The following is a 24,039-nucleotide window of genomic DNA, read 5'->3' as shown; positions in this document are numbered from 1 at the left end:
GGGCATTCTACTTCCAACCTCCGCCTAGGTCTCTGTAAACATGAACGGCAGCGTTAAGTTGTTCTTTTTTAGTATCAATCAATTCTAAATTTGCTTCTAATGCGTCGCGTTGCGTCATTAAAACTTCAAAATAATCTACTCTTGCCGATTTGAATAAATCATTCGAAACATCAATCGATTTGTTCAATGCGTCAACCTGTTGTGATTTCAAATCATACCCTTTTTGCAGATTATCAATTTTAGAAAGCTGATTAGATACTTCTAAATAAGCGTTTAAAATCGTTTTATCATAATTGTATAATGCCTGAAGTTGTCTTGCATTTGCGCTCGAAAACTCCGCTTTAATTGCATTTCTGTTAATAAGCGGCGCTGCAAGATCTCCTGCTAATGAATATAAAAGTGACTCTGGAAATGTAAACAAATAAGATGGTTTAAATGCCTGAACTCCAAAAGCTGCAGAAATATCCAATGAAGGATAAAACTCAGCACGAGCTACTTTTACATCTAACTTCGCCGCAACCAATTCTAATTCTGCCTGTTTAACATCAGGACGATTCATTAATAATTGAGACGGAATTCCGGCGCTTACTGAGGCTGGCAATAAAGTCAGGAATTTTGTATTACTTCTTTTAATTTCCTGCGGATAACGTCCTAACAAGAAATTAATTTTATTCTCCGTTTCTTTGATTTGCTGTAAAATATCAAACTCCATACTTTTTGAAGTCAATACTTCAGCCTCAAACTTTTTAACTCCAAGTTCTGTTGCTCTTGCCGCCTGTTTTTGGATTTTTACAATTTCCAAAGCATTACTTTGCAAAGTAATTGTTTGTTTTACAATATCAAGCTGACTATCTAAAGCTAATAACTCATAATAAGAATCAGCTATTTCAGCAATAAGGTTTGTCACTACAAAGTTTTTTCCTTCAACTGTAGCCAAATATCTGTTTACGGCTGCTTTTTTAGAATTACGCAGTTTTTTCCAGATATCCACTTCCCAATTTGCATAAGCTGCAATTGTAAAATCCCCAAGTGGATCTGGAGTTTCTACACCAGGTTTGATTTCAGTAGTGGCATCACCAGCCCCTTGGCTGGTATACCTTCCTACTTTTTCTACTCCAGCTCCGGCGCGAACACCAACTTGTGGCAATAAAAGTCCTTTACGAACTCTAACATCATTCTTAGCAATTTCGATTTCCTGCAGCGTCATGTTTAATTCCTGATTGTTTTTCAGGGCCACATCAATCAAATCAATAAGATTTTGATCCTTAAAGAATTCATTCCATTTTATAGCTGCAGTATTGGTTGTATCCTGAGTGACAGCAGCACTAAATGATTCTGGAACCGGCGCACTAGCAGTTGCTGTATCTGGTGCAGGAGCTTTACAGCCCACTACAGCGAGACATAATCCCAATGCAACGCTATATTTATATAGTTTCAATTTATTATACATGATTGTTGTCAATTTCTTCTGTTAATGGATTTTCTTCTTCATGTTTTACTAATTTGTGCTTCTCAGCGATCTTAGCGAATATGAAATACAATCCCGGAATTACAAACACTCCGCAGATCGTTCCTATAAGCATACCTCCGGCCGCCGCAGTACCAATAGTTCTGTTACCAATTTTACCCGGTCCAGTTGCAAAAGCAAGCGGCAATAAACCTGCAATAAAAGCAAACGAAGTCATCAAAATTGGACGGAACCTTGCTTTTGCTCCTTCCATTGCTGCCTGTAAAACTGTTAATCCCGCAGCGTGCCTTTGAATAGCAAACTCTACAATTAATACGGCATTTTTACCCAATAAACCGATAAGCATTACCATGGCAACCTGCGCATAAATATTGTTTTCTAATCCTGCAATTTTCAATAAAAGGAAAGCTCCAAAAATACCCGCAGGCAAAGAAAGGATTACCGATAATGGCAAAATAAAACTCTCATATTGAGCCGCTAAAACCAAATAAACAAATCCTAAACAGATTAAGAATACCCAAATAGCCTGATTACCTTGAGCAACCTCATCGGCAGAGATACCTGCCCAGTCGATATCGTATCCTCTTGGTAATTTTTCAGCGGCAACTCTTTGAATGACTTTAATTGCTGTACCAGAACTGTAACCTGCAGCTGCAGAACCACTAATTTGAGTAGAAGTGTACATATTATGTCTCGTAATTTCTGAAAGACCATATACTTTTTCTAATTTCATAAAGGCAGAAAATGGCACCATTTCGTCACGATCATTTTTCACATACAGTTTTAAAATATCATCTGGCTGTGCACGATATTCTGGCGAAGCCTGAACAATAACTTTATAATTGATACCGAATTTGATAAAGCTGATTTCATAGTTACTTCCTACAAGAGTTGACAAAGTATTCATAGCGTTTTCAATAGAAACACCTTTTTGCTGTGCCAAGTCGTTATCAACCTTCATCATGTATTGAGGGAAACTTGAACTATAAAAACTAAATACGTTTGATAATTCCGGTTGTTTGTTCAATTCGGCAACAAAGTCGTTGTTGACTTGTTCCATTCTCTTATAATCTACAGAACCCGTTTTATCTAACAAACGAAGCTCAAATCCTCCGGCAGCACCATATCCTGGTACAGCAGGTGGTTGAAAAAATTCGATATTAGCACCCGTAATATCTTTACATTTTTCTTCCATTTGATGCATAATCTCAAGAACAGACTCTTTTCTGTCACTCCAATCTTTCAGGTTAACTAAACAAGTTCCCGAGTTGGCTCCTGTACCTTCTGACAAAATCTCATAACCTGCTAATGAAGAAACTGATTTCACTCCATCAATCTCTTCTGCGATTTTTTGAACTTTCTCAGCAATATTATTAGTTCTCTCCAAAGATGACCCCGGAGGCGTCTGAATTACAGCATAAAACATTCCCTGATCCTCATTTGGAATAAATCCTGAAGGAACGGTGCTGCTAATGATCCATGTTCCAGCACAGAAACATAGGAGTGCAACAATCGTAACGACTCTTCTGTTAACAATTTTACCTAATAGATTTTGATATTTACCTTGTGCTAAATTGAATTTTTCGTTGAAAGCATCAATAAATCTATTTGCTGGAGTTTTCTTTTTAGGTTTACCGTGGTTATTTTTTAGCATCATCGCACAAAGTGCTGGTGTCAATGTCAAAGCCACAATACCTGAAAGTATAATTGCTGTCGCCATTGTTACAGAAAATTGTCTGTAAAACACCCCCACAGGACCTGACATAAATGCAACAGGAATAAATACCGCAGCCATCAAGAATGTAATAGCAATAATTGCTCCCGCAATTTCGTGCATCGCTTGTTTAGTAGCTTTAAATGGTGAAAGATGTTCCTCTTCCATTTTGGCATGAACAGCTTCAATAACCACAATCGCGTCATCGACGACGACTCCAATTGCTAATACTAAAGCAAATAATGTGATTAAGTTCAATGAAATATCAAAGAATGTCATAAATACAAATGTTCCAATCAACGATACAGGTACCGCAATTGCCGGAATAACCGTAGAACGCCAGTCTCCTAAGAAAAGGAATACTACTAAACCAACCAAAATAAATGCTTCAACCAAAGTATGGATTACTTTTTCAATAGAAGCGTCAAGGAATTTAGAAACGTCATATGAAATTTCATAATCCATACCTTTTGGAAATCTTTGTTTTATTTTTTCCAATTTAGCTTTTACCTCTTCAATAACCTGATTCGCGTTACTTCCAAAAGATTGCTTTAATACAATCGCTGCTGATGGTCTTCCATTTAAATTGGAATAGATATCATACATCGAGCTTCCGAATTCAACTTTAGCAACATCTTTCAAACGTAAAAGCTCTCCGTTTGGATTTGCTTTTACTACAATGTTCTCGTATTGTTCTTTTGTTGTAAAACGTCCAGAATATTTCAATACGTACTCAAACGCCTGAGAACGTTTACCAGAACTTTCTCCCGTTTTACCCGGAGAAGCCTCCAAACTCTGGCTTGACAATGCTTCCATTATCTCATCAGCAGAAATTTTATAAGCTAACATACGATCTGGTTTCAACCAAATACGCATTGCATATTCACGTGTTCCTAAAATATCTCCAGCACCAATACCATTTACCCTTTTCAATTCTGAAAGAACGTTGATGTCTGCATAATTATACAAGAACTTCATATCGGTATTTTTATCTGTACTGTAAAGGTTTACGTACATCAACATACTCGGTACTTCACGAGTAATTTTAATACCCTCTCTAATTACCAATGGAGGTAATTTATTGGTTACCGAAGCCACACGGTTTTGAACGTTAATCGCGGCCTGATTTGGATCTGTTCCTAAATTAAATACCACTTTAATTGTTGCTTCACCGTCGTTTCCAGCATCTGAAGCTATGTATTTCATCCCCGGAACTCCATTTAGTGCTCTTTCTAAAGGAATAACAACCGCTTTGATCATTAATTCACCATTAGATCCAGGATAATCTGCGGTCACATTCACCATTGGCGGTGAAATGGTAGGGAACTGAGTAATTGGTAAATTCAATACCGACAATACCCCTAAAAAGACAATTATCAGCGATATTACTATCGACAGAACAGGTCTCTGAATAAATTTATTAAACATTTTATATTTTTTTAATGATTAAGACAATCTGAAATTCAAAAGTGTCTCAAGTTTCAGACTTCATGTTAAGTGCGCAACTTGAAACTTGAAACCACTTAAAAATCTACTCCGCTTTTAGACGCAAATGATTGATTACCGTTTGTGGAGCTTGGTATTCATATTTAATTTTGTCGTTCTCTTTTACTTTTTGAACTCCTTCAAGTAAGATTTTATCATTCTCCGTAAGTCCACTTTTGATCACAAACAAATCAGGAATTTCACCTGTTATCGTGATTTCTCTAGAGCTTACTTTATTGTTTTTATCAACAACGAAAACATATTTTTTATCCTGAATTTCGTAAGTAGCTTTCTGTGGAATTACGATCGCATTTTTCAACGGAACAAGCATCTGCACTTGTCCAGTCTCACCATTTCTAAGAAGTCTTCCTGAATTTGGGAATCTCGCTCTAAAAGCAATGTTCCCTGTTTCATTATTGAATTCGCTTTCTATAACCTCAACATTTCCTTTTTCTTTGAAAATATCTCCGTTAGCTAAAACTAAATTCACTTTATTATCAGCGCGGTCTTTTACATTAGTCTCATACTGAAGATATTCTGGCTCTGAAACGTTGAAATAAGCAAACATTTGGCTATTATCTGAAAGACTTGTCAGTAATTCGCCCTCGTCAATAAGACTTCCTAATTTTAATGGAATTCTATCGATTGTTCCGTCAAACGGAGCTCTGATTTCTGTGAATGATAAATGAAGTTTTGCTAATGCAACTTCAGCTTTTGCCGATTGCAGTTTAGCCTGAGCAACACTCAATTCGTTTTTAGAAACGATATTTTTATCTGCTAAAAGTTTAGCATTTTGCAATTCAATTTCGGTTGATTTTTGTTCCGCTTGCGCTTTCAATAATTCTGCCTGATACATATTTGGCATAATTCTGAACAGTAACTGGCCAGCTTTTACAAACTGTCCTTCATCAACATAAATGTTTTGTAAAAACCCTTTTTCTTGGGCACGGATTTCAATATTTCGAACAGATTTAATCTGCGAAACATATTCTTTAGTAAATGAAGTGTCAATTTTTACCGGATTTGTTACCGTAAATACTTCCACTTCTTCTTTCTCTTCTTTTTTAGTTGTACAACTAGTCAGGCACACAAAGGCAATTAAGCCTGTGAACAAAATAATTCTTTTCATGATTTAGTTTGGAAATTAAGCGATTGAATGCTTGGAATACAGTGATTCCTTTAGATGAAAAAATGCATCGGACACCAGTAGCTCATAATCTCACTTTCAACAAGAAGAAGTAGAAAAAAATATACATCAACAAGATAGTAGGATTACAGCTGAGGTAACCGATGTATATTGGTAAATCAAATTCTTAGTACTCTCTGAGTAATATAAATAGGATTTGAATGCGCAAGAAAGGGCGCATAAATTTTAAAACGATTTGATTCATTTGTTGCAGATTGATCTGAAAAAGATAAATACCATTTATCAAGTAAACTGTAATTAACTGCAAAAAATTTCGTTGTAAGTCCATCCTTAACATCATCACTTCCAAGTAAATCCTCTTCCAAATCAACATCTGCTGCATCTTCAATAACTGAAGTGCCTTTTTCCTGATTAGTGAATTTTACACGGTGCTTTTTTTCAAAAGAATGATGATGAGAAAATCCAAAAGTACTTGCATTAAGATTTTGGCCTCCGCCTAACAGAAGCAAATTCATGAATACTAAAAATACTATTAACTTTCTCATTTGGGTGCGAAAGTAATAAAAGATTGCAATAAAAAAAATAAAATAAGAAAGTCTTAACATGTCGATAATAAACGAAAACGTTTTCATTTTTTTTCGTTATTTATTCCATAATTAAACTGATGATTTTATATCAAAATAACAGTCAGCCAGAATTTGAAACTGATGATTTGTTATCCACTAAAAAAGGAACCATAAAAAAATAGTAAAATTATAAATATTTGACATTCTATATTTTATTCCTCAATTTAAGTCGAATTTTTTATAGAAAAATTTCCATTATGGTAAATTCCTGGCCTTCTTTAGTAAAAATTTTATGCGTATCGGTCATTCCAAATTTTTCGTAAAATGCCTTTTTGTTAGTACGTGCGTTACACCAAATTTTAGCCATATTCTTCTGTTTGGCCAGCTTAAATATATGATTTAGCAATTCTGAAGCGATTCCTTTTCCTTGAAATTCTTCGAGGGTCGCAAGTTTTCTGAACTGCATTTCATCATCAGAAAAAAAACAAGAAACAATAGAAACCAATTTCTCATCTTCAAAAGCACCAAAATGAAATCCAAGTTCATCTTCTTTTAATTGAACAAATTCAAAAGGCTGATCTGGCCACATTACTTGATGGCGAATTTGCCAAGTTTGCGAAGGCTCAATTACTGCAATTTTCATTTTAAAAAATATTTAGTCTTTTGTCAAATTTACAGCATTTATTATTTTTTACTCTTCCAAACAACACAAAACAACATCACACTCATTATCAAAAAGATAACTTAAAATAAATCAGAAAAATCATTCTATTTAAATTAAATATAAGTAAATTTATGGGATCAAAATAAATAAAACCGGTTATGAAAAAATTCTTTCTTGCTACATTATTATGTATTTGTGCGAATGGATTTGCACAGTTTATACAATTTGGTCCCCAATTTTCAACCAATATTACTTCTGTCATTACTGATGATTTCAGTTCAAAAAGTGCAGGAACTGATTATGGATTCGCTGGTTTTGCACGAGTGAATCTGGCTCTTTTTTATGCTCAGGGCGAATTTGGCTATTCGCAATCAAAGTTTACTGTTTCACAAACAGGAATTGGGGAAACGGAGTATGAGTTGGGCGGAACTGATGCCACCTTAATTGCTGGTTTAAAAATTGTGCCCTTAGGGAAATTAGGAAACGTTAGACTTTTTATTGGTTACAACTGGAAAAACTTTTCTGACATCAAGGCTAACAACAATCTGAATTATATTGCTTTTGAACGAAATAATAGCAGTTTTTTAGGTGGCGTTGGAGTTGATTTGTGGCGATTCACAGTAGATTACAGATATCTTGCCGGATTAACCGATCTTGATCCTTCGGGAAGAAGCATTAAAACGGGAATTTCGAATTTTTCGGTCGGATTTAAATTCTTATAAAAACTTTAGTTGGCAAACATAAAAAAGGGAATCAAATTAGATTCCCTTTTATTATTTTATCTTGACAAAAAAAGCTTCTTCATTATCACTGGTTATTTTTTCAATACCCGTTTCGTTCTTTTTCGCAATGTTGATAACATGCAGCACATTTGTCTCTTCATTTAGAAGACAGCTCCAAATTGTACCATCAGAAAGAATTATATCTGAAAATGCGCCATCAGATGCATCTTTATTATAATACTTTAATTCTTCCGATTTTATCAGTCTTTTTGTTTGCGTTTTTTTGTCTAATTCAAAAAAGAGGATCTTATCCTGAGTTATTTCAATTATTTCTTCAGTTTCTTTTTGTGTTCCCACCACAGTTTGGGCCCAGGTAGGTCTGTCTCCAATCATTTTCCAAGTACCTATAACCCGATTTAAAACTTCATTTCGAAGCATTGTTTTCAAAGTATCAACCTTTTTGATGGATTCCTTTCCCAGATCATTTTCAGGTTTAAGTTTTGAAGCAATAGAAAATAAATCAAGTGCTTTTTTAAAATCTGCTTTTTTATAGTAGGAAACCGCTAACTCGTATCTGCTCTTTTGAAATACGCTTTTCGAATCATTTTGCGCAAAACATTTAAAAGAAAGCAATAAAACAAAAAGAATGTGGTGCTTTTTCATTAATTATTCAATTTTTTTATTTTTTGCAAACGTAACTTTTTAAAATGAAACTTCATTACGGTTTTCCATATTTCTATTATTTTTCTTTAAAAACAAAAAAACCGTCATTTTTATTACAAAAGACGGTTTTCTAACTCATTACTATTTGGATTTATTTACCTGTCCATATATTATTCGCAGGAGTTGCATCCATAAAAATACCGCCATCAAGGGTAATTAGTTTAATTTGTTTCTTCGATTTTAAATCGATCAATGCTACTTTTTGATTGGTTTCCCAAACTGCAGGTGTTTGATGAAGTATTTCATTTGAATCATCAGCATAAACCACTTTTATATCAAACGGAATAGCAAAACCACCTGTGTTTTCTATCGTGATTTTATTTTTCTCTACATTTTTAATAGAAAGATCAATATAATTATTCGTGAAAAACCAATTGTTAAAGAACCAATTCAGGTTTTTTCCTGTAGCCGAATTAAATGAGTTAAAATAATCCCATGGAATTGGGTGTTTTCCGTTCCAATTATCCATATAGGCGTGCAATGCTTTTTTGAATAAATCATCGCCAAGCATATCTTTTAAAGCAATATAAGAAAGAGAAGCTTTGCCATAAGAATTGTTTCCATAACCTGCATCAGATACCTGAGATGACATTGAAATAATCGGCTGATCTTCTTCTGTTGATGCATCATTAATATAGTTTTTTACTCTAAATTCTTGGTAAAATTTATCAGCTGCTTCTTTTCCGTGTTCCGCAATTCCAATTAAATACTCAAAAGTTGTTGCCCAGCCTTCATCCATAAAAGCATAACGCGTTTCGTTGATTCCCATATAAAAAGGAAAATAAGTGTGTGCTACTTCGTGATCCTGAACCAATTGTGCAAATTTAGGATCACCCATTTGTGAATCGTTACACATCATTGGGTATTCCATATCAGCAAATCCTTGAAAAGCTGTCATTTTAGAAAACGGATACGGAACTCCCGGCCAATTGTTCGAAAACCAATCTAAAGCGTATTGGTTATTTTTTACCGAAGCCACAAAATCAGTTCCTTTTACATCATACGCAGCCTGAACACTTGCGCGTCTGTTTGTTTTTTTGTCAACTACAACACTGCTCGCATCCCATAAATAATGATCGCTTAAACCAAAACAAACATCTGAAATATGTTTAGCCTCAAATTTCCAGACATTCCAATCGTTTTGTTTTGTTACCACTCCATTTTTCATTTCTTGTTCGTTTGCGATATGCAGAACTTCATCTGTAACATAAGATTTTTTCAAACGAGCAGCAAATTCTGGTTGCAAAACCTCATCTGGATTCAGCAAATCTCCAGTCGCATACACCACATAATTTTTTGGTGCTTTTACAGAATAAGTATAATCATTAAAATCATTATAAAATTCTTGACGGTCTGTATGCGGTAATCGGTCCCATTTGTTGTAATCATCAAAAACCGAAACGCGCGGATAACTGTAGGCTACAAAAAATGTAGTTTCATCAATTTGTCCTTCTCTCCCGCTTTCTTTTGACAAAGGATAATTCCAGTCAATATTAATGGTTGCTGTAGAATGAGGCGGAATAGGTTTTTTCATTCGAATCATTCCAACTGTTCCCCATTTTCTGCCATCTTCTTTATAAACTTCACCGGCAATTTTTAATGAAGTAATTGTTAATCCGTCACTTAAAAAATCTTGGCTAACGACACCACTTCTTGGTGAAGATGGTTTATGAAGATTATTCACAAATCGAATTGGCAAGTTTTTTAATGTATCGTTGCTGTTGTTTGTGTATTCAATCGTTTCTGTTCCGCTTACTATTTTTGTTTTGGCATCAACCGTAATTTCCATGGTATATTTTCCATGATTCTGCCAATAATTTTTCCCCGGTTTTCCGTCCATTGAACGGGTACCTTTTGCGTAAGCTTCTTTTATATTTCTAGGCATGTAAAGTTCCTGTGCAAAACTGTTTTGCACAAAAAATGCCAAAGCAATCAATAATAATTGCAATGATTTTTTTCTCATAAATGTTTTAAGATTTTGATGATTTTAATTCGCTATAATATTAGTGGATATTTTTAACTTATTGTTACAATAGAGTTATAAAATTTTAAAGTTTCAGGTTTCAAGTTTGCCATGCTTGGCGAAGGCGAAGAATTAAAACTTTTGTCCGTTTACACCTTTGTCCCTTTGTCTCTTTGTCCCTTTGTCTCTTTGTCCCTTTGTCTCTTTGTCTCTTTGTCTCTTTGTCTCTTTGTCTCTTTGTCTCTTTGTCTCTTTCAAAAAAAAACCGTCTTTTTCAAAAGAAAAAGACGGAATCCCTACAATTAATATATAACTCTGATGACTACAAAATATAATCGGTATTAATGAAGTTTGATTCTTTGCTGTTCAGCAATTCCTGCAAAATTTCATTGTTGTAATCGATATCTTTTGAAGCTACAAACGTACGTATTGAAAAAGAACGCAAAGCATCTGGAATACTTAATGTTCCTACAGCAGAATCTTTTCGTCCTGTAAATGGGAAGGCATCTGGCCCTCTTTGACATGAACTGTTTAAGTTAACTCTGCAAACTAAATTTACCAAAGCATCAATAAGTGGTGCCAAAGTTTTAATATCTTTTCCGAACAAACTTACTTGCTGTCCATAATTTGATTCGGCCATATCTTCTAGAGGTTCGCTGATATCTTTAAAAGAAATAATTGGAACCACTGGGCCAAATTGTTCTTCATGATACACCCTCATTTCTTTATTTACCGGATATAAAACGGCTGGAAAAATAAAGTTTTCTGTATGTTTTCCTCCTTTTTCATTGATAATGCTTGCGCCTTTATGTTTTGCATCATCAATCAATCCCTGAATGTAAGCTGGTTTGTCTGTTTCTGGAAGCGGCGTTAATGAAGCTCCTTTTTCCCAAGGATTTCCGAATCCTAAACTGTCTACTTTTTCAGCGAAACGTTTGTTGAATTCTTCTCTGATTGATTCGTGAACATACAATACTTTTAGTGCCGTGCAACGCTGTCCGTTAAAAGATAAAGTTCCCGCGATACATTCCTGAATAGCCAAATCTAAATCGGCATCCGGAAGAATAATCGCTGGATTTTTGGCTTCCAAACCTAAAATCAAACGAAGTCTGTTTTTATTTGGATGCTGATCCTGTAAAGCAATCGCCGATTTACTGTTTCCAATTAATGCCAAAACATCAATTTTTCCCGATTTCATAATTGGTGAAGCGACTTCTCTTCCGCGACCGTAAACGATATTGATAACACCTTTTGGAAAACTGGTTTTAAAAGCTTCTAATAAAGGCGAAATACATAAAACACCATGTTTTGCCGGTTTGAAGATTACAGCATTACCCATAATCAACGCCGGAATCAATAATGAAAAAGTTTCGTTTAGCGGATAGTTGTAAGGTCCAAGGCACAAAACAACTCCAAGAGGTCCGCGGCGAATCATTGCATTTACACCTTGTACTTTTTCAAAATGCGAACTACGTCCGTTTAATTCTTTATAACTGGCGATGGTATCATAAATATATTCAACCGTTCTGTCGAATTCTTTTTGCGAATCGCCAAGGTTTTTTCCAATTTCCCACATTAAAAGTTTTACCACTTCTTCACGTGTTTCTTTCATTTGCTTGACAAAATTCTCCATGCATTTAATACGGTCAGCTACTTTCATAGTTGGCCATAGACCTTGTCCTTTATCATAAGCAGCATTTGCAGCTTCTACTACTTCGGCAGCTTCTTTTTCAGCCATGAAAGGAATCGATCCTAATAATGTTGGAGTATATTTTTCAGTTGATGAAATCGTTGAAAATACTGGTGTTGTTTGCCCTGTCCATTTTTTCAATTCTCCATTTACAAGATAGGTATCTTGATTTATCAGGTTTTTAATCTGATATTCTTCGGGTATTAAACTCATAATCTGGTAATTTATAGTTTGGTTATTAATAGCATTTTAAAATGAAAAAAGAGGCTTTTATGCGCCTCTTCTTCCTTTTATGGTTGTACGGTGTCGCCTTCCCAGTCCAGTATGCCACCAAGTAAATTATAGGCATTATTGATACCTAATTCATTCATGATTTGGCATGCTTTTGCACTTCTGGCCCCAGAACGGCAATACACATAATAATTTTTGTTTTTATCTAATTCTTCAATTTCATAAATAAAAGCCTGACCTTTATTGATGTCAATGTTTAAAGCATTTTCAATATAGCCATCATTAAATTCGTCCTCAGTTCTTACATCAAGTATAACTGCATTTTCGTCAGCGTTTAACTGAGCAACCCAATCTTCTTGTGATAAATTCATAGTAAAATGTGTTTTTGTAAAATTACGACGTTTCTATTAATTAAAAACGTACCAAATGCGATTTCGATTATTATTCTCAGAAAACGTTTTAGAGAAAGGATTATAATCAGTGATTTACAAATTTACTTACTATTTTTAAAAATTCACTCTACAAAATCGATAGAAAATAGGATTTATTCATTTACACAAAATGCATCTTATTTATAATTTTCCGACAAACAATGCCAGCCGAATCTATTATCTTTGTAAAGAATTACAATTTTTAATCCGATTTTGATAAAATTATTCGTCATGGATTTCACAAATTCTCACATAGTAATTGATATAAATCTGTAAAATTGGTGTAAAAAACGTTACAATGCAGCACTCCATAAAAAACAACTTTCCAAATTTTTCCAGCGAACTTGTCGCTACCATTGAAGAAAACGGAACGCAGCAAAATTTTGAAGCCGGAACCATTTTAATGCGCACCGGACAATACATTAAAAACACGGTTTTGATCCTGAAAGGAAAAATCAAAATTTACCGCGAAGGTGAAGATGGAGGCGAATTTTTAATGTATTATTTACAGCCCGGACAAGCCTGTGCCATTTCGATGATTTGCACGGCCAAAAGCGAAAAAAGCCAAATTATGGCCAAAGTTGTTGAAGACGTAACTGTCATGATGATTCCGCTACAATTGATGGACAAATGGATGATGGAACACCGCTCTTGGTATGAATTTGTAATTGAAACCTACAGAAGTCGTTTTGAAGAAGTCTTAGAAGTAGTTGACAATATTGCTTTTCGATCTATGGACGAACGTTTGGAATTCTATCTAAAAAGACATTCTGATGCTTGTGGTTGTGCTGAGGTTAAACTTTCGCACCAGGAAATCGCAACTGAATTAAATACTTCCCGAGAAGTCGTTTCGAGATTATTAAAGAAAATGGAACAAAGAGGTTTGGTCAAACTCAACCGAAACCAGATTGAATTATTGAAGTGATATTGGCCACGGATTATACTGATTAAACAGATTTTTGCTGGTTGATTTGTCACATTTAGCGAAGTCGAAATGCTGTGTGGGTTTCGACTTCGCTCAGCCTGACACACTTTTAATAATTAATCTGTGGTAATCCGTAAAATCCGTGGACAACAATTTGGAAGCAAAAAAATTCGTTCTGTGATAAATGTTACTGTAGGATTCTAATTTCCGAAGCAACTTTGCATCAAAACAAATGCAATGGAATATTTAGGCTATTTTGCTTCAATCATAATCGGGATTTCGCTGGGACTAATTGGGGGCGGCGGTTCAATTCTGACTATTCCAATATTAGTGTATTTATTTAAAGTAAATCCAGAAGAAGCCACTTCATATTCTTTATTTATTGTTGGAATGACGGCACTTTCCGGAAGTTACAGCCATTATAAAATGGGAAATTTGAAACTAAAATCGGCATTGTATTTTGCGATTCCTTCTGTGATTTCCATTTTAATTATTCGTGAAGTTATTTTTCCGCAAATTGCTTCTACTCTATTTTCTATTGCTTCTTATTCGGTTTCAAAAGATTTTCTAATTATGATTGTCTTTTCGGTTTTGATGATTACAGCAGCAATTTCGATGATTCGAAAACCTCAACCAGAAATCAAAAATACCGAAACTAATTATTTTCAATTAAGCATAATTGGTTTTATTGTCGGAATTGTAACAGGATTTCTTGGTGCCGGCGGTGGATTCTTAATTATTCCGGCCTTATTGTTTTTTGCAAAATTACCAATGAAACAAGCCGTTGGAACTTCTCTCTTAATCATTACAATAAATTCCTCAATAGGTTTTGCAGGCGATTTATACATTGGAACACCTATTAATTATACTTTCTTATTAAGCGTTTCTGCTATGGCGTTAATCGGAATGTTAGTTGGAAGCCAGCTTTCTAAAAAAATCGACGGAGCAAAATTAAAACCACTTTTTGGCTGGTTTGTGCTCGTAATGGGATTTTATATTATTACAAAAGAGGTTTTATTTTAGAATTTACAGCATTACACAGACTAAACAAATTTGTGTAGATTTTTAAATATTTTCAATTTAGTTCACTTGTAGAGTAATCTTTGTCAAAGTTTTAGGCTTTGACAAAGGTGAAAACTAAAAAGATTTTTTCCAGATATAAAGGGATTTGTATTTTTTGGGCGTTTCCTTCGGCCGGGCTATCCGCTATATTCCCGATTAACAAAAACTACGGCTAAAAAGCCTTGTTTTTCTAAATCGGGAGATACCGCTTCTATCCCTAACGCACAACTGGAAAACGAAAAATTTTCAATTATATTTTTTTTCCAATAGCCCAAGGAATATAAGCTTCAAATTCTACCTGAATTAATCCGTCCTTATTTTTAAAAAATGTCAAACTGTTTTGTTCACAAAAACCTATTGAAAAATTATCATCGATAACTGTTAATTCTATTTGAAAACTTTCATTTTCAATATCTCTTTTACAATTCTTACCATCAATCATTTTGCCTTTAAAATGAAACCATCCTGCTACATGTTGCAATCCATTTGGTAAAATTTGATACGATAAAATTTCAACTTCTTTTTTATAATCAATGCCTAAATTTAAAAACATCGTTTTAATTTCTTCAGGAAAAATATTTTCTCGATTCTGAATATAATTTTCACAATCACTACAAAGACATGATTCAGTGCCGCTTGCAATTACATTAGAATAAGTTTCAATCGTCAACTCCCTATCAACTTCAAACTTCCAATTTTTAAATTGTACTATTTCCATATCGTTTCACAATTGCCTCCAGCTTTAGCTGGAGATAAACAAATCTATATAAATAAAAGGCTTTAGCCAAACTTTACGATTTTGGCTAAAGCCTATTCAAATTCAAACAAAAAACCTCCAGTTAAAACTGGAGGCAATTAGTATAATTCGTGAATTCGTGGCAAACAAAAATCAATGCTCCCCATACCCAATATCATCCATCTTCCCGCTAAAAACGCGATACTGAATAATAAAGTAAATAATCACTAAAAACAAAGCGATAAAAAACCAACTCAATCCAGCATTTAATCCATATTCGTGCGCGGCGGTGTTATAAATAGTTAACGACGGATTTACATTATTAGTTGAAGGCAAAACATTCGGGAAAATTGAAACCGCTGTTGAAGCAAATCCGCCAAGTAGAAATAAGGTTGAGAAAATAAATCCGTGACCGTCTTTTTTAAACGAACGCACTTTGAATAATCCAGCAATTCCAGTAAAAGTCATTAAAGGAAAAAACCATAAGATTGGATTTTCAATAAAATTATGAAACGGTTGAGGTTCGATAAAATGCCAGATTCCTAGTGAAATAAAAACCAAAACAAGCAAAACAAAGTTCAGTTTAAAAACCACATTTTTAAGTTTTGGATTCAACGATGAATTTGTTTTATAAATAATCCAGTTCGCACCGTGAATCGTTAAAGCGACTGTACTCACAATTCCGAGGAAAAGCGTAAACCAATCTATAATTCCCAATTCGTTCGCCTGCGGACTAAAAGTTGGATTCCACAAAGGCAAAAAGAAGAAATGCGGTTCTTGAGTCGAAACGCCATTTTGGACCATCCCGAGATTGACACCACGAACGATATTTCCTAAAGCTATTCCGAAGAAAAGTGCCAAAAGCAAACTCGCAATTCCGAATGCTTTATCCCAGATCGCTTCCCACATATGATTGTGAACTTGTCCGCGCATTTCCAATCCGATCGCACGGAAAATCAGAAGCCATAAAATCATAATCAAAGGCAGATAAAATCCGCTGAAAGAAGATGCGTATAATGTCGGAAAAGCAAAGAATAAAACTCCTCCGGCTGCAATCAGCCAAACTTCATTAGCATCCCAAAATGGACCAATCGAATTGGTGATTACTTTTTTATCTCTTTCAGTGTCGGCAAAAAATAAATGAATAATTCCTGCCCCAAAATCATAGCCATCTAAAACCAGATAAACAGCCAAAATTCCCATTAAAACTATGTACCAAAAAAATTCCATAATTATATTTTTTCTGTTGAAAGTTCCACATGATGAGGTCCTTTATTGATAATTTTTCCAATCAAAAGCAAAAATAACATTCCGAGTAAAAGGTATAAACCAATGAAACCGAGCAATGTAAATAAGGTATTTCCGGAAGACACCGTTGGCGACGCGCCCGATGCTGTTCGTAATAAATTGTAAACCAACCATGGCTGTCTTCCTAATTCGGCCGTGTACCAGCCTGTTGTATTGGCAATGTACGGAAACGGCATCATAAACATTAATGACCATAAAATCCATTTGGTTTCAAATAATTTTCCTCTTATTAATTGAAAAAGCGCCAGCAACATCAAACCAATGAAAACGGTACCTAATCCTACCATAATATGATAAGCGTAATATAATCCTGAAATATTCGTTGGATGCAAATCTTCTTCAAACTGATCTAAACCTTTGATTTCCTGATTCCAATTTCCGTAAGTCAGGAAACTTAAAATATTTGGAACCGCAATTTTATTATCCAATTTTTTGTCTTTTACGTCGGGCTGACCAATTAAGACAATTTCAGAACCTTTTTTCTCGGTATGAAAAATCCCTTCCATTCCGGCAAAAGTTACAGGCTGATATTTCACTACATTTTTTGCCAATAAATCTCCCGTTGGAACTGCAACTACGATACTGGAAATCAATCCGAAGATTACTCCCGTTTTGAGGAACAATTTCCCAAAAGAAACATTCTTCTTACTCAAAATATAAAAAGCCCCAATTCCGGCAACGACAAAAGAACTGGTTACCAAAGAAGCGGCCTGATTGTGCAAATAAGAAGGCCAAAGCCAAGGATTTAAAAATAGAGCCTGAAAATTATTGAGGACAAATTTTCCGTTTTCCAAAATTTCATAGCCAACTGGATTTTGCATCCACGAATGTGTTGCGATGATTAAAAATCCGCTGGCCCAGGAACCGATACATATTAACAGCCCGGTTACAAAATGCCATTTATGTCCGAGAAGTTTTTCTCCAAATAAAAATATTCCCAAGAATGAAGATTCGAGGAAGAAAGAAAACATTCCTTCCATGGCGAGAGTTTGTCCGATGATTCCGCCGGTTAACTCTGAGAATTTCGCCCAATTGGTTCCGAACTGAAACTCCATCGGGATTCCGGTAACTACGCCCATTGCAAAATTGAGGGCAAAAATCTTCATCCAGAAATGGGTGGCGTGATTGTATTGTTCGTCTTTAGTTTTGAGATATTTCCACTTGAAGTAAACGATAATGAGCGAAAGCCCCATTGTAAGTTGTGGAAAAAGATAATGAAAAGTAATGGTGAAGGCAAATTGCATTCGATCATAAAAGAGCATTTCTTCCATAGAGTGGTATTTGTTTTATGAAGTTCAACAAATTTAACCATTACAACCCGAATTTCCTGCCTTTAAAAAAAGTTTATCGCTTGCTATTTGTGAAACTTTTCAACAATTTTAAAAGTAGAAAGTACACTTAATGATTCCGCTATTATTGTCATTTCGACGAAGGAGAAATCCTCGCCAGAAGCTCGACAAAGATTGTGTTTGCATTGCGGAGTTACTTGCGAGGATTTCTCCTTCGTCGAAATGACAAGATTGTGTATAGATTTACGTGATAAAACATAGCCCGCGGTTGAAACCGCGGGAACACAATGCGCATCACTATACGTTTCCTGCGGTGGAAACCGAAGGCTATATTTAATTATGTGGCTACGTTTGATTATTTTTTTAAAATCCCTTTTTCAACGCTTTCGTTTATCAAATCTTCCGCGAAATTCCATAATGTTGCCGAACCATTTTTTATGACGCTCTTTTTCTCGTGAACCTTATCATATCTTACACCAAACTCTTTCCAAGTTCCTCCATTATTAGAAGTATTTTGCAACAAAGGTTCTAATCTGTCCATCGATCTTGCAAATTTGGCTTCGTTGGTTTCTCCGGCTTCAAATTCTTCCCAAATAGCGATAAAGTCTTCGGCTTGTTTTTTCGGAAGCAAACCAAAAATTCGATTTGCGGCTAATCGTTCTTCATCTGTATTATCATGATTTTTGACTGTGTCATACATAAAAACATCTCCAGCATCAATTTCTACAATATCATGAATCAAAACCATTTTTACGACTTTCAAAACATCAATCTGTTCATTTGAATGTTCAGCCAAAACAATTGCCATTAAAGCCAAATGCCAACTGTGTTCAGCATCATTTTCGCAACGATCACTATTAAAAAGCTTTGTTTTTCGCTGAATGTATTTTACTTTATCAATTTCTTTTATAAAAGCGATTTGATCTAATAAGTCTTTCGTGTTCATATAACTGATTATTTTTTTTCTTAAAAATGACATTCATCATATGCAAAATTAAAGCTTAAGGCGTAATTGCTCAAGTTTAAATTACTTAAATAACTCATATGATGAAAATTCACTTCTTTTTAAGCAGAATTCAAATTTCTGTAACATTAGTCACTTATTTTACGAAAAAACAAACTTACCTTTGTGAACCAAATTTTAGATTTCTTAATCATGAAAATTGAACAAATTTACACCGGATGCCTTGCGCAAGGTGCGTACTATATTACTTCAAATGGCGAAGCGGCCATTATTGATCCGCTTAGAGAAACACAGCCTTACTTAGATCGTTTAGAACGTGACGAAGTAAAGCTGAAATATATTTTTGAAACGCATTTTCACGCCGATTTCGTTTCTGGACATGTTGATTTGAGCAAAGAAACCGGAGCGCCAATTGTTTACGGACCAAACGCTGCCTGCGAATTCGACTGCATTTCTGCAAAAGACGGACAAGAATTTAAACTTGGAAAAGTTACCATAAAAGTTTTGCACACACCTGGACACACTATGGAAAGCACGACTTTTTTGTTAATTGACGAAAACGGAAAAGATCATGCGATTTTCTCTGGCGATACTTTATTCATCGGTGATGTTGGCCGTCCTGATTTAGCTCAGAAAGCTGCGGGAATGACTCAAGACCAGTTAGCTGGAATTTTATTTCATTCGTTGAGAGATAAAATCATGACTTTGGCTGATGATGTAATCGTTTATCCTGCGCACGGTGCCGGAAGCGCTTGCGGAAAAAACATGAGCAAAGAAACGGTTTCGACTATTGGCAACCAAAAAGCGACGAATTATGCTTTGCGCGCTAATATGACCGAAGAAGAATTCATCAAAGAAGTAACTGACGGTTTATTGCCTCCTCCAGCCTATTTCAGCATGAATGTGGCCATGAACAAACAAGGGTATGAGAGCTTTGAAACGGTTTTGCACAATGGAATGAAAGCCATAAAAGCAGAAGACTTTGAAGTTATTACAGAAGAAACCGGAGCACTGATTTTAGATACAAGAAACGCAGCCGATTTTAGTAAAGGTTTTATCCCTCAGTCTATTAATATTGGAATCAATGGTGATTTTGCACCGTGGGTTGGAACTCTTATTGCTGATGTAAAACAGCCTATTGTACTGGTTACTGCCGTTGGTATGGAAGAAGAAACCGTAACGCGTTTAAGTCGTGTTGGTTTTGATACCATTATCGGACATTTAGAAGGCGGTTTTGAAGCATGGCAAAAAGCGGGTTTCGAAACAGATTCTGTAAACCGAATTACTGCCGAACAATTTGCAAACGAAGTAGACATTCAAAAAGACAAAATAATCGACATTCGTAAAGAAACCGAATACGAAGCAGAACACATCGAAGATGCGTACAGCAAACCTTTGGCCTATATTAATGACTGGGTAAAAGATATCAACCCAAATGAACATTTTTATTTACATTGCGCGGGTGGTTACAGAAGTATGATTGCCGCTTCAATTTTACAAGCGAGAGGTTTCAGAAATTTCTCTGAAGTGGAAGGTGGTTTTGGAGCGATTTCAAAAACGAATATTCCAAAATCAGATTTTCTTTGTCAAAGTAAAGTATTAAAATAATTAAAGTAGCTAAGCTATTAAGATGCTAAGTCTTTTTGCCTTTGAACTTAATAGCTTAGCAACTTAGAATCTTAAAAAATATGCTAGAAATCATTAAAGAACCTTGGCCTTGGTACGTTGCAGGTCCGTTGATTGGATTAACTGTTCCAATTTTATTAATTATCGGAAATAAATCTTTCGGGATTAGTTCGTCATTGCGTCATATTTGTGCGATGTGTATTCCTTCTAATATTCCGTTTTTTAAATACGACTGGAAAAAAGAAAGCTGGAATTTATTTTTCGTTCTCGGAATATTTCTTGGCGGTGCTATTGCAGCCTATTTTCTGTCTAATCCAGATGCAGTTGTAATTACGCCAGAACTTTCAGAACAATTATCAAGTTACGGAATCACAGACCATACAGGTCTGGTTCCAGCACAATTATTTTCGTGGGAAAGCTTATTAACGCTTCGCGGATTCATTATGATTGTAGTTGGTGGATTTTTAGTTGGCTTCGGAACGCGTTATGCCGGCGGATGCACAAGCGGACATGCGATTATGGGATTATCAAATTTACAATGGCCTTCATTAGTAGCTACAATCTGTTTTATGATTGGCGGTTTTGTAATGGCACTTTTGATTTTACCTTATATTCTTTCACTTTAAAATTTCAAAAATGAATAATTTAGAAAATAAAAATACAGACGGCGAAGGAATCAACGCAAGCCAGAAAAAAGAAAACACATTAGGAAACCTTAAATATTTAATCGTTGGGATCTTTTTCGGAATTGTATTCGTGAAAGCTGAAATCATTAGCTGGTTTCGTATTCAGGAAATGTTTCATTTACAATCTTTCTTTATGTATGGCGTAATCGGAAGTGCGGTTGCTGTTGGTTTAATTTCGGTATTTCTGATTAAAAAGTTCAACATCAAAACGCTTCAAGGCGAAAAAATCGAAATCCAACCAAAAACTTTCAGCAAAGGACAAATCTATGGCGGATTATTATTCGGTTTTGGATGGGCGATTACTGGAGCTTGTCCGGGTCCGCTTTTTGCTCAAATTGGAACTGGAGCAACTGTAATAGTTGTTACTTTAGTAAGTGCAATTGCAGGAACGTGGGTTTATGGTTTGATTAAAGACAAACTTCCTCATTAGTATTATACCTTATTATATAGAGTATATCAAACCCGACAGTTTTTAAAAAAAATGTCGGGTTTTCTCTTTCTTGCGCTCGCGTGAGGGATAGAGCTAAGCTACCGAAGTAGCAGCGAAAGCCCGACAGTATTTAAGAAAAGGCCTCATGAACGCAAAGTATAGTAGGCCTTTTTTTTTAAATACTGGCACGCCCTGATGATCAAAATTTACATTTTGTTAAAGCCAATTATTTTAAAGAACTAAAACTTAAACATATCTTTATCAAAGCTTTAAAACATTTGAAGAAGATTTATTTGGTAATTTCAAAAAATAAATAGTATTTTTATACTAATTATATAGGCTTTATCAAGTTATAATTTTTAGCGTTATTTCAATTAACAAAAAATTAACACAACATTTGTATATACAACTATTAAAAGTTATACATTTGTATATACAAATTATACACTTACGACTATGACAATTGAAGAGGTTATTAAGAGTACAGTTAAGATGGATAATGCGAAAAAAGTTATTCTGAATATCATGTACACACAGAATGTGATTCAGGATCATTTCAACGAGTTGATAAAACCGTATGACTTGTCTGGAGAACAATATAATGTACTTCGTATATTAAGAGGACAAAAAGGAAATCCTGCTAATATGTGTGTGATACAAGAACGTATGTTGGCTAAAACAAGTAACACAACGCGATTAGTTGATAAATTATTGCTGAAAGAATTCGTAACAAGAAATGTTTGTCCGGATAATCGACGCAAAATTGAGGTTTTGATTACTCAGAAAGGACTAGATGTTTTAAAAGAATTAGACCCAAAGGTAGATGAGCACGAGCGCGTATTTGCCCAGAATATAAGCCCAGAAGAATTAGAATTATTAAATCAGTTATTAGAAAAATACCGAACCCAACAAAATTAATATTATGAGCACATTAGTAAACAATTTAAACTGGAGATACGCAACTAAGAAATATGATGCGACTAAAAAAGTATCTGCAGAAGATTTGAATACATTAAAAGAAGCGGTTAGATTAGCAGCTTCTTCATACGGATTACAACCTTACAAAGTAATTATTGTTGAAAATCCAGAAATTAGAGAAAAATTAAAAGCTGCAGCTTGGGGGCAAACTCAGCTTACAGATGCTTCTCAAATATTTGTATTTGCAAATGACTTAAACGCTGGACCAGAATCTGTGGCAGCTTACATTAAAAACATTAGCGAAACAAGAGGCGTTCCAACTGAAGCTTTAGGCGGATTTGCAGATATGATGAATGGTGTAATTTCGAACCTTTCACAAGAAGCTAAAAATATCTGGACAGCAAAACAAACTTATATTGCTTTAGGAACTTTACTTGCTGCTGCAGCCGAATTAAAAATCGATGCAACTCCAATGGAAGGTTTCAATGCAGCACAATTCAATGAAATCTTAGGTTTCGATAAATTAGGCTTAAATGCTGCTGTTATCGCTGCTGTAGGTTACAGACATGATGAGGACGACGCTCAGCATTACAAAAAAGTTAGAAAATCTCACGAAGAATTATTTATCACTCTATAATTATTATTAATCAAATTCAATTTTAACAACATGAAAAATTTAAAAACAATTGCAATAGCATTATTCGTAGCAGCGGCTAGTATTTCAGTAAATGCTCAAACTAAAAAAATCGATGTAAAAGCATCTTCTATCAAATGGGTAGGTAAAAAAGTAACTGGAGAGCACTCTGGAACTGTAAACTTCAAAGAAGGAGCTGTAGTTTTCAAAGGAAAAAAATTAGTTGGTGGAAGCTTCACTGTTGACATGACTTCTTTAACTTCTACCGATTTAACTGGAGAATACCAAGGAAAATTAAACGGGCACTTAAAAGCTGACGATTTCTTCGGAACTGATAAATTCCCAACTTCAAAATTAGTTTTCAAAACTATTGGTGCTAAAGCAACTGACGTTTATACTGTAACTGCTGATTTAACTATCAAAGGAATCACTAAACCAGTAACTTTTGACATCACAGTAAAAGGAAACACTGCTACAACTGCTTTCAAAGTTGACAGAACGAAATATGACATTAAATACGGATCAGGAAGTTTCTTCGAAGGTTTAGGAGACAAAACTATCAATGACGAATTTGAATTAACTGTAGCTTTAAAATTCTAATTTAAAGACTTACTTATTCATACATAAAAAGAAACCCCAATAGTTTATTCTATTGGG

The 24,039-nt window shown here is 34.8% G+C and carries 22 protein-coding genes; 9 read left to right on the top strand and 13 right to left on the bottom strand.

The features are described from left to right. Positions 1-7: 7 nt before the first annotated feature. The 5 genes from ACWA1B_RS11305 to ACWA1B_RS11285 all read right to left on the bottom strand — a co-directional run bounded on the left by ACWA1B_RS11305 (position 8) and on the right by ACWA1B_RS11285 (position 7,023). A complete protein-coding gene (locus ACWA1B_RS11305; protein WP_456906897.1) occupies positions 8-1,450 on the bottom strand; it encodes a TolC family protein in 1,443 nt (480 codons plus the stop codon). Then, the gene (locus ACWA1B_RS11300; protein WP_456906895.1) at positions 1,443-4,610 is read right to left on the bottom strand and encodes an efflux RND transporter permease subunit; all 3,168 of its coding nucleotides are present in this window, start codon (positions 4,608-4,610) and stop codon (positions 1,443-1,445) included. Before ACWA1B_RS11300 ends, ACWA1B_RS11305 begins: the two co-directional genes overlap by 8 nt. 103 nt (positions 4,611-4,713) lie before the next feature. Continuing rightward, positions 4,714-5,796 (bottom strand): efflux RND transporter periplasmic adaptor subunit, encoded by a 1,083-nt coding sequence (locus ACWA1B_RS11295; protein ID WP_456906893.1) that lies wholly within the window; start codon positions 5,794-5,796, stop codon positions 4,714-4,716. A gap of 176 nt (positions 5,797-5,972) precedes the next feature. Continuing rightward, positions 5,973-6,359 carry a hypothetical protein gene (locus ACWA1B_RS11290; protein WP_456906891.1) on the bottom strand — a complete coding sequence of 129 codons (387 nt, stop codon included), beginning with the start codon at positions 6,357-6,359 and terminating at the stop codon, positions 5,973-5,975. Positions 6,360-6,618: 259 nt separating this feature from the next. Beyond that, positions 6,619-7,023, bottom strand: coding sequence for a GNAT family N-acetyltransferase (locus ACWA1B_RS11285; protein WP_456906889.1), 405 nt, complete (start codon positions 7,021-7,023; stop codon positions 6,619-6,621). A 179-nt stretch (positions 7,024-7,202) separates the two neighbouring features. Between ACWA1B_RS11285 and ACWA1B_RS11280 the strand changes: the two genes are divergently transcribed. After that, the gene (locus ACWA1B_RS11280; protein WP_426484258.1) at positions 7,203-7,766 is read left to right on the top strand and encodes a hypothetical protein; all 564 of its coding nucleotides are present in this window, start codon (positions 7,203-7,205) and stop codon (positions 7,764-7,766) included. Between the two features lie 51 nt (positions 7,767-7,817). On the opposite strand, the gene ACWA1B_RS11275 is transcribed toward ACWA1B_RS11280, so the two are convergent. The 4 genes from ACWA1B_RS11275 to ACWA1B_RS11260 all read right to left on the bottom strand — a co-directional run bounded on the left by ACWA1B_RS11275 (position 7,818) and on the right by ACWA1B_RS11260 (position 12,744). Continuing rightward, positions 7,818-8,429 carry a tetratricopeptide repeat protein gene (locus tag ACWA1B_RS11275; protein WP_456906887.1) on the bottom strand — a complete coding sequence of 204 codons (612 nt, stop codon included), beginning with the start codon at positions 8,427-8,429 and terminating at the stop codon, positions 7,818-7,820. Between the two features lie 151 nt (positions 8,430-8,580). Then, the gene (locus ACWA1B_RS11270; RefSeq protein ID WP_456906885.1) at positions 8,581-10,452 is read right to left on the bottom strand and encodes a M1 family metallopeptidase; all 1,872 of its coding nucleotides are present in this window, start codon (positions 10,450-10,452) and stop codon (positions 8,581-8,583) included. Between the two features lie 322 nt (positions 10,453-10,774). After that, on the bottom strand, positions 10,775-12,355 hold the full coding sequence (locus ACWA1B_RS11265; RefSeq protein WP_426484254.1) for an NADP-dependent glyceraldehyde-3-phosphate dehydrogenase: 1,581 nt from the start codon (positions 12,353-12,355) through the stop codon (positions 10,775-10,777). 77 nt (positions 12,356-12,432) lie between these two features. Then, entirely contained in the window at positions 12,433-12,744 is a 312-nt protein-coding gene (locus tag ACWA1B_RS11260; protein WP_456906883.1) for a rhodanese-like domain-containing protein, read from the bottom strand. Positions 12,745-13,102: 358 nt separating this feature from the next. Between ACWA1B_RS11260 and ACWA1B_RS11255 the strand changes: the two genes are divergently transcribed. Continuing rightward, complete coding sequence (locus tag ACWA1B_RS11255) at positions 13,103-13,729, top strand: Crp/Fnr family transcriptional regulator (RefSeq protein WP_456906881.1); 627 nt, start codon at positions 13,103-13,105, stop codon at positions 13,727-13,729. A gap of 237 nt (positions 13,730-13,966) precedes the next feature. Beyond that, on the top strand, positions 13,967-14,752 hold the full coding sequence (locus ACWA1B_RS11250; RefSeq protein ID WP_456906879.1) for a sulfite exporter TauE/SafE family protein: 786 nt from the start codon (positions 13,967-13,969) through the stop codon (positions 14,750-14,752). Between the two features lie 289 nt (positions 14,753-15,041). Here ACWA1B_RS11250 and ACWA1B_RS11245 read toward each other — a convergent pair whose 3' ends face one another. The 4 genes from ACWA1B_RS11245 to ACWA1B_RS11230 all read right to left on the bottom strand — a co-directional run bounded on the left by ACWA1B_RS11245 (position 15,042) and on the right by ACWA1B_RS11230 (position 19,070). After that, positions 15,042-15,509, bottom strand: a complete 468-nt coding sequence (locus ACWA1B_RS11245; protein WP_456906877.1) for a hypothetical protein — start codon at positions 15,507-15,509, stop codon at positions 15,042-15,044. Positions 15,510-15,680: 171 nt separating this feature from the next. Continuing rightward, positions 15,681-16,757: a cytochrome d ubiquinol oxidase subunit II gene (cydB, locus tag ACWA1B_RS11240; protein ID WP_456906875.1), complete on the bottom strand. Its 1,077-nt coding sequence runs from the start codon at positions 16,755-16,757 to the stop codon at positions 15,681-15,683. A gap of 2 nt (positions 16,758-16,759) precedes the next feature. Beyond that, positions 16,760-18,106 (bottom strand): cytochrome ubiquinol oxidase subunit I, encoded by a 1,347-nt coding sequence (locus ACWA1B_RS11235; RefSeq protein WP_456906873.1) that lies wholly within the window; start codon positions 18,104-18,106, stop codon positions 16,760-16,762. A gap of 373 nt (positions 18,107-18,479) precedes the next feature. Further along, complete coding sequence (locus tag ACWA1B_RS11230; RefSeq protein ID WP_456906871.1) at positions 18,480-19,070, bottom strand: HD domain-containing protein; 591 nt, start codon at positions 19,068-19,070, stop codon at positions 18,480-18,482. 210 nt (positions 19,071-19,280) lie between these two features. Here ACWA1B_RS11230 and ACWA1B_RS11225 point away from each other — a divergent pair, with 210 nt between their 5' ends. The 6 genes from ACWA1B_RS11225 to ACWA1B_RS11200 all read left to right on the top strand — a co-directional run bounded on the left by ACWA1B_RS11225 (position 19,281) and on the right by ACWA1B_RS11200 (position 23,982). Further along, positions 19,281-20,696, top strand: a complete 1,416-nt coding sequence (locus ACWA1B_RS11225) for an MBL fold metallo-hydrolase (RefSeq protein WP_456906869.1) — start codon at positions 19,281-19,283, stop codon at positions 20,694-20,696. A gap of 80 nt (positions 20,697-20,776) precedes the next feature. Then, positions 20,777-21,340 (top strand): YeeE/YedE family protein, encoded by a 564-nt coding sequence (locus tag ACWA1B_RS11220; RefSeq protein WP_456906867.1) that lies wholly within the window; start codon positions 20,777-20,779, stop codon positions 21,338-21,340. A gap of 10 nt (positions 21,341-21,350) precedes the next feature. Next, on the top strand, positions 21,351-21,830 hold the full coding sequence (locus tag ACWA1B_RS11215; protein WP_456906865.1) for a DUF6691 family protein: 480 nt from the start codon (positions 21,351-21,353) through the stop codon (positions 21,828-21,830). A 456-nt stretch (positions 21,831-22,286) separates the two neighbouring features. Further along, the gene (locus ACWA1B_RS11210; protein ID WP_035647635.1) at positions 22,287-22,748 is read left to right on the top strand and encodes a MarR family winged helix-turn-helix transcriptional regulator; all 462 of its coding nucleotides are present in this window, start codon (positions 22,287-22,289) and stop codon (positions 22,746-22,748) included. 4 nt (positions 22,749-22,752) lie between these two features. Next, positions 22,753-23,385 (top strand): NAD(P)H-dependent oxidoreductase, encoded by a 633-nt coding sequence (locus ACWA1B_RS11205; protein ID WP_456906862.1) that lies wholly within the window; start codon positions 22,753-22,755, stop codon positions 23,383-23,385. A 30-nt stretch (positions 23,386-23,415) separates the two neighbouring features. Beyond that, positions 23,416-23,982, top strand: coding sequence for a YceI family protein (locus ACWA1B_RS11200; RefSeq protein ID WP_035647640.1), 567 nt, complete (start codon positions 23,416-23,418; stop codon positions 23,980-23,982). Positions 23,983-24,039: the final 57 nt, after the last annotated feature.

Source organism: Flavobacterium xizangense, assembly GCF_054075145.1.
This window is presented reverse-complemented; position numbering and strand designations above follow the sequence as displayed.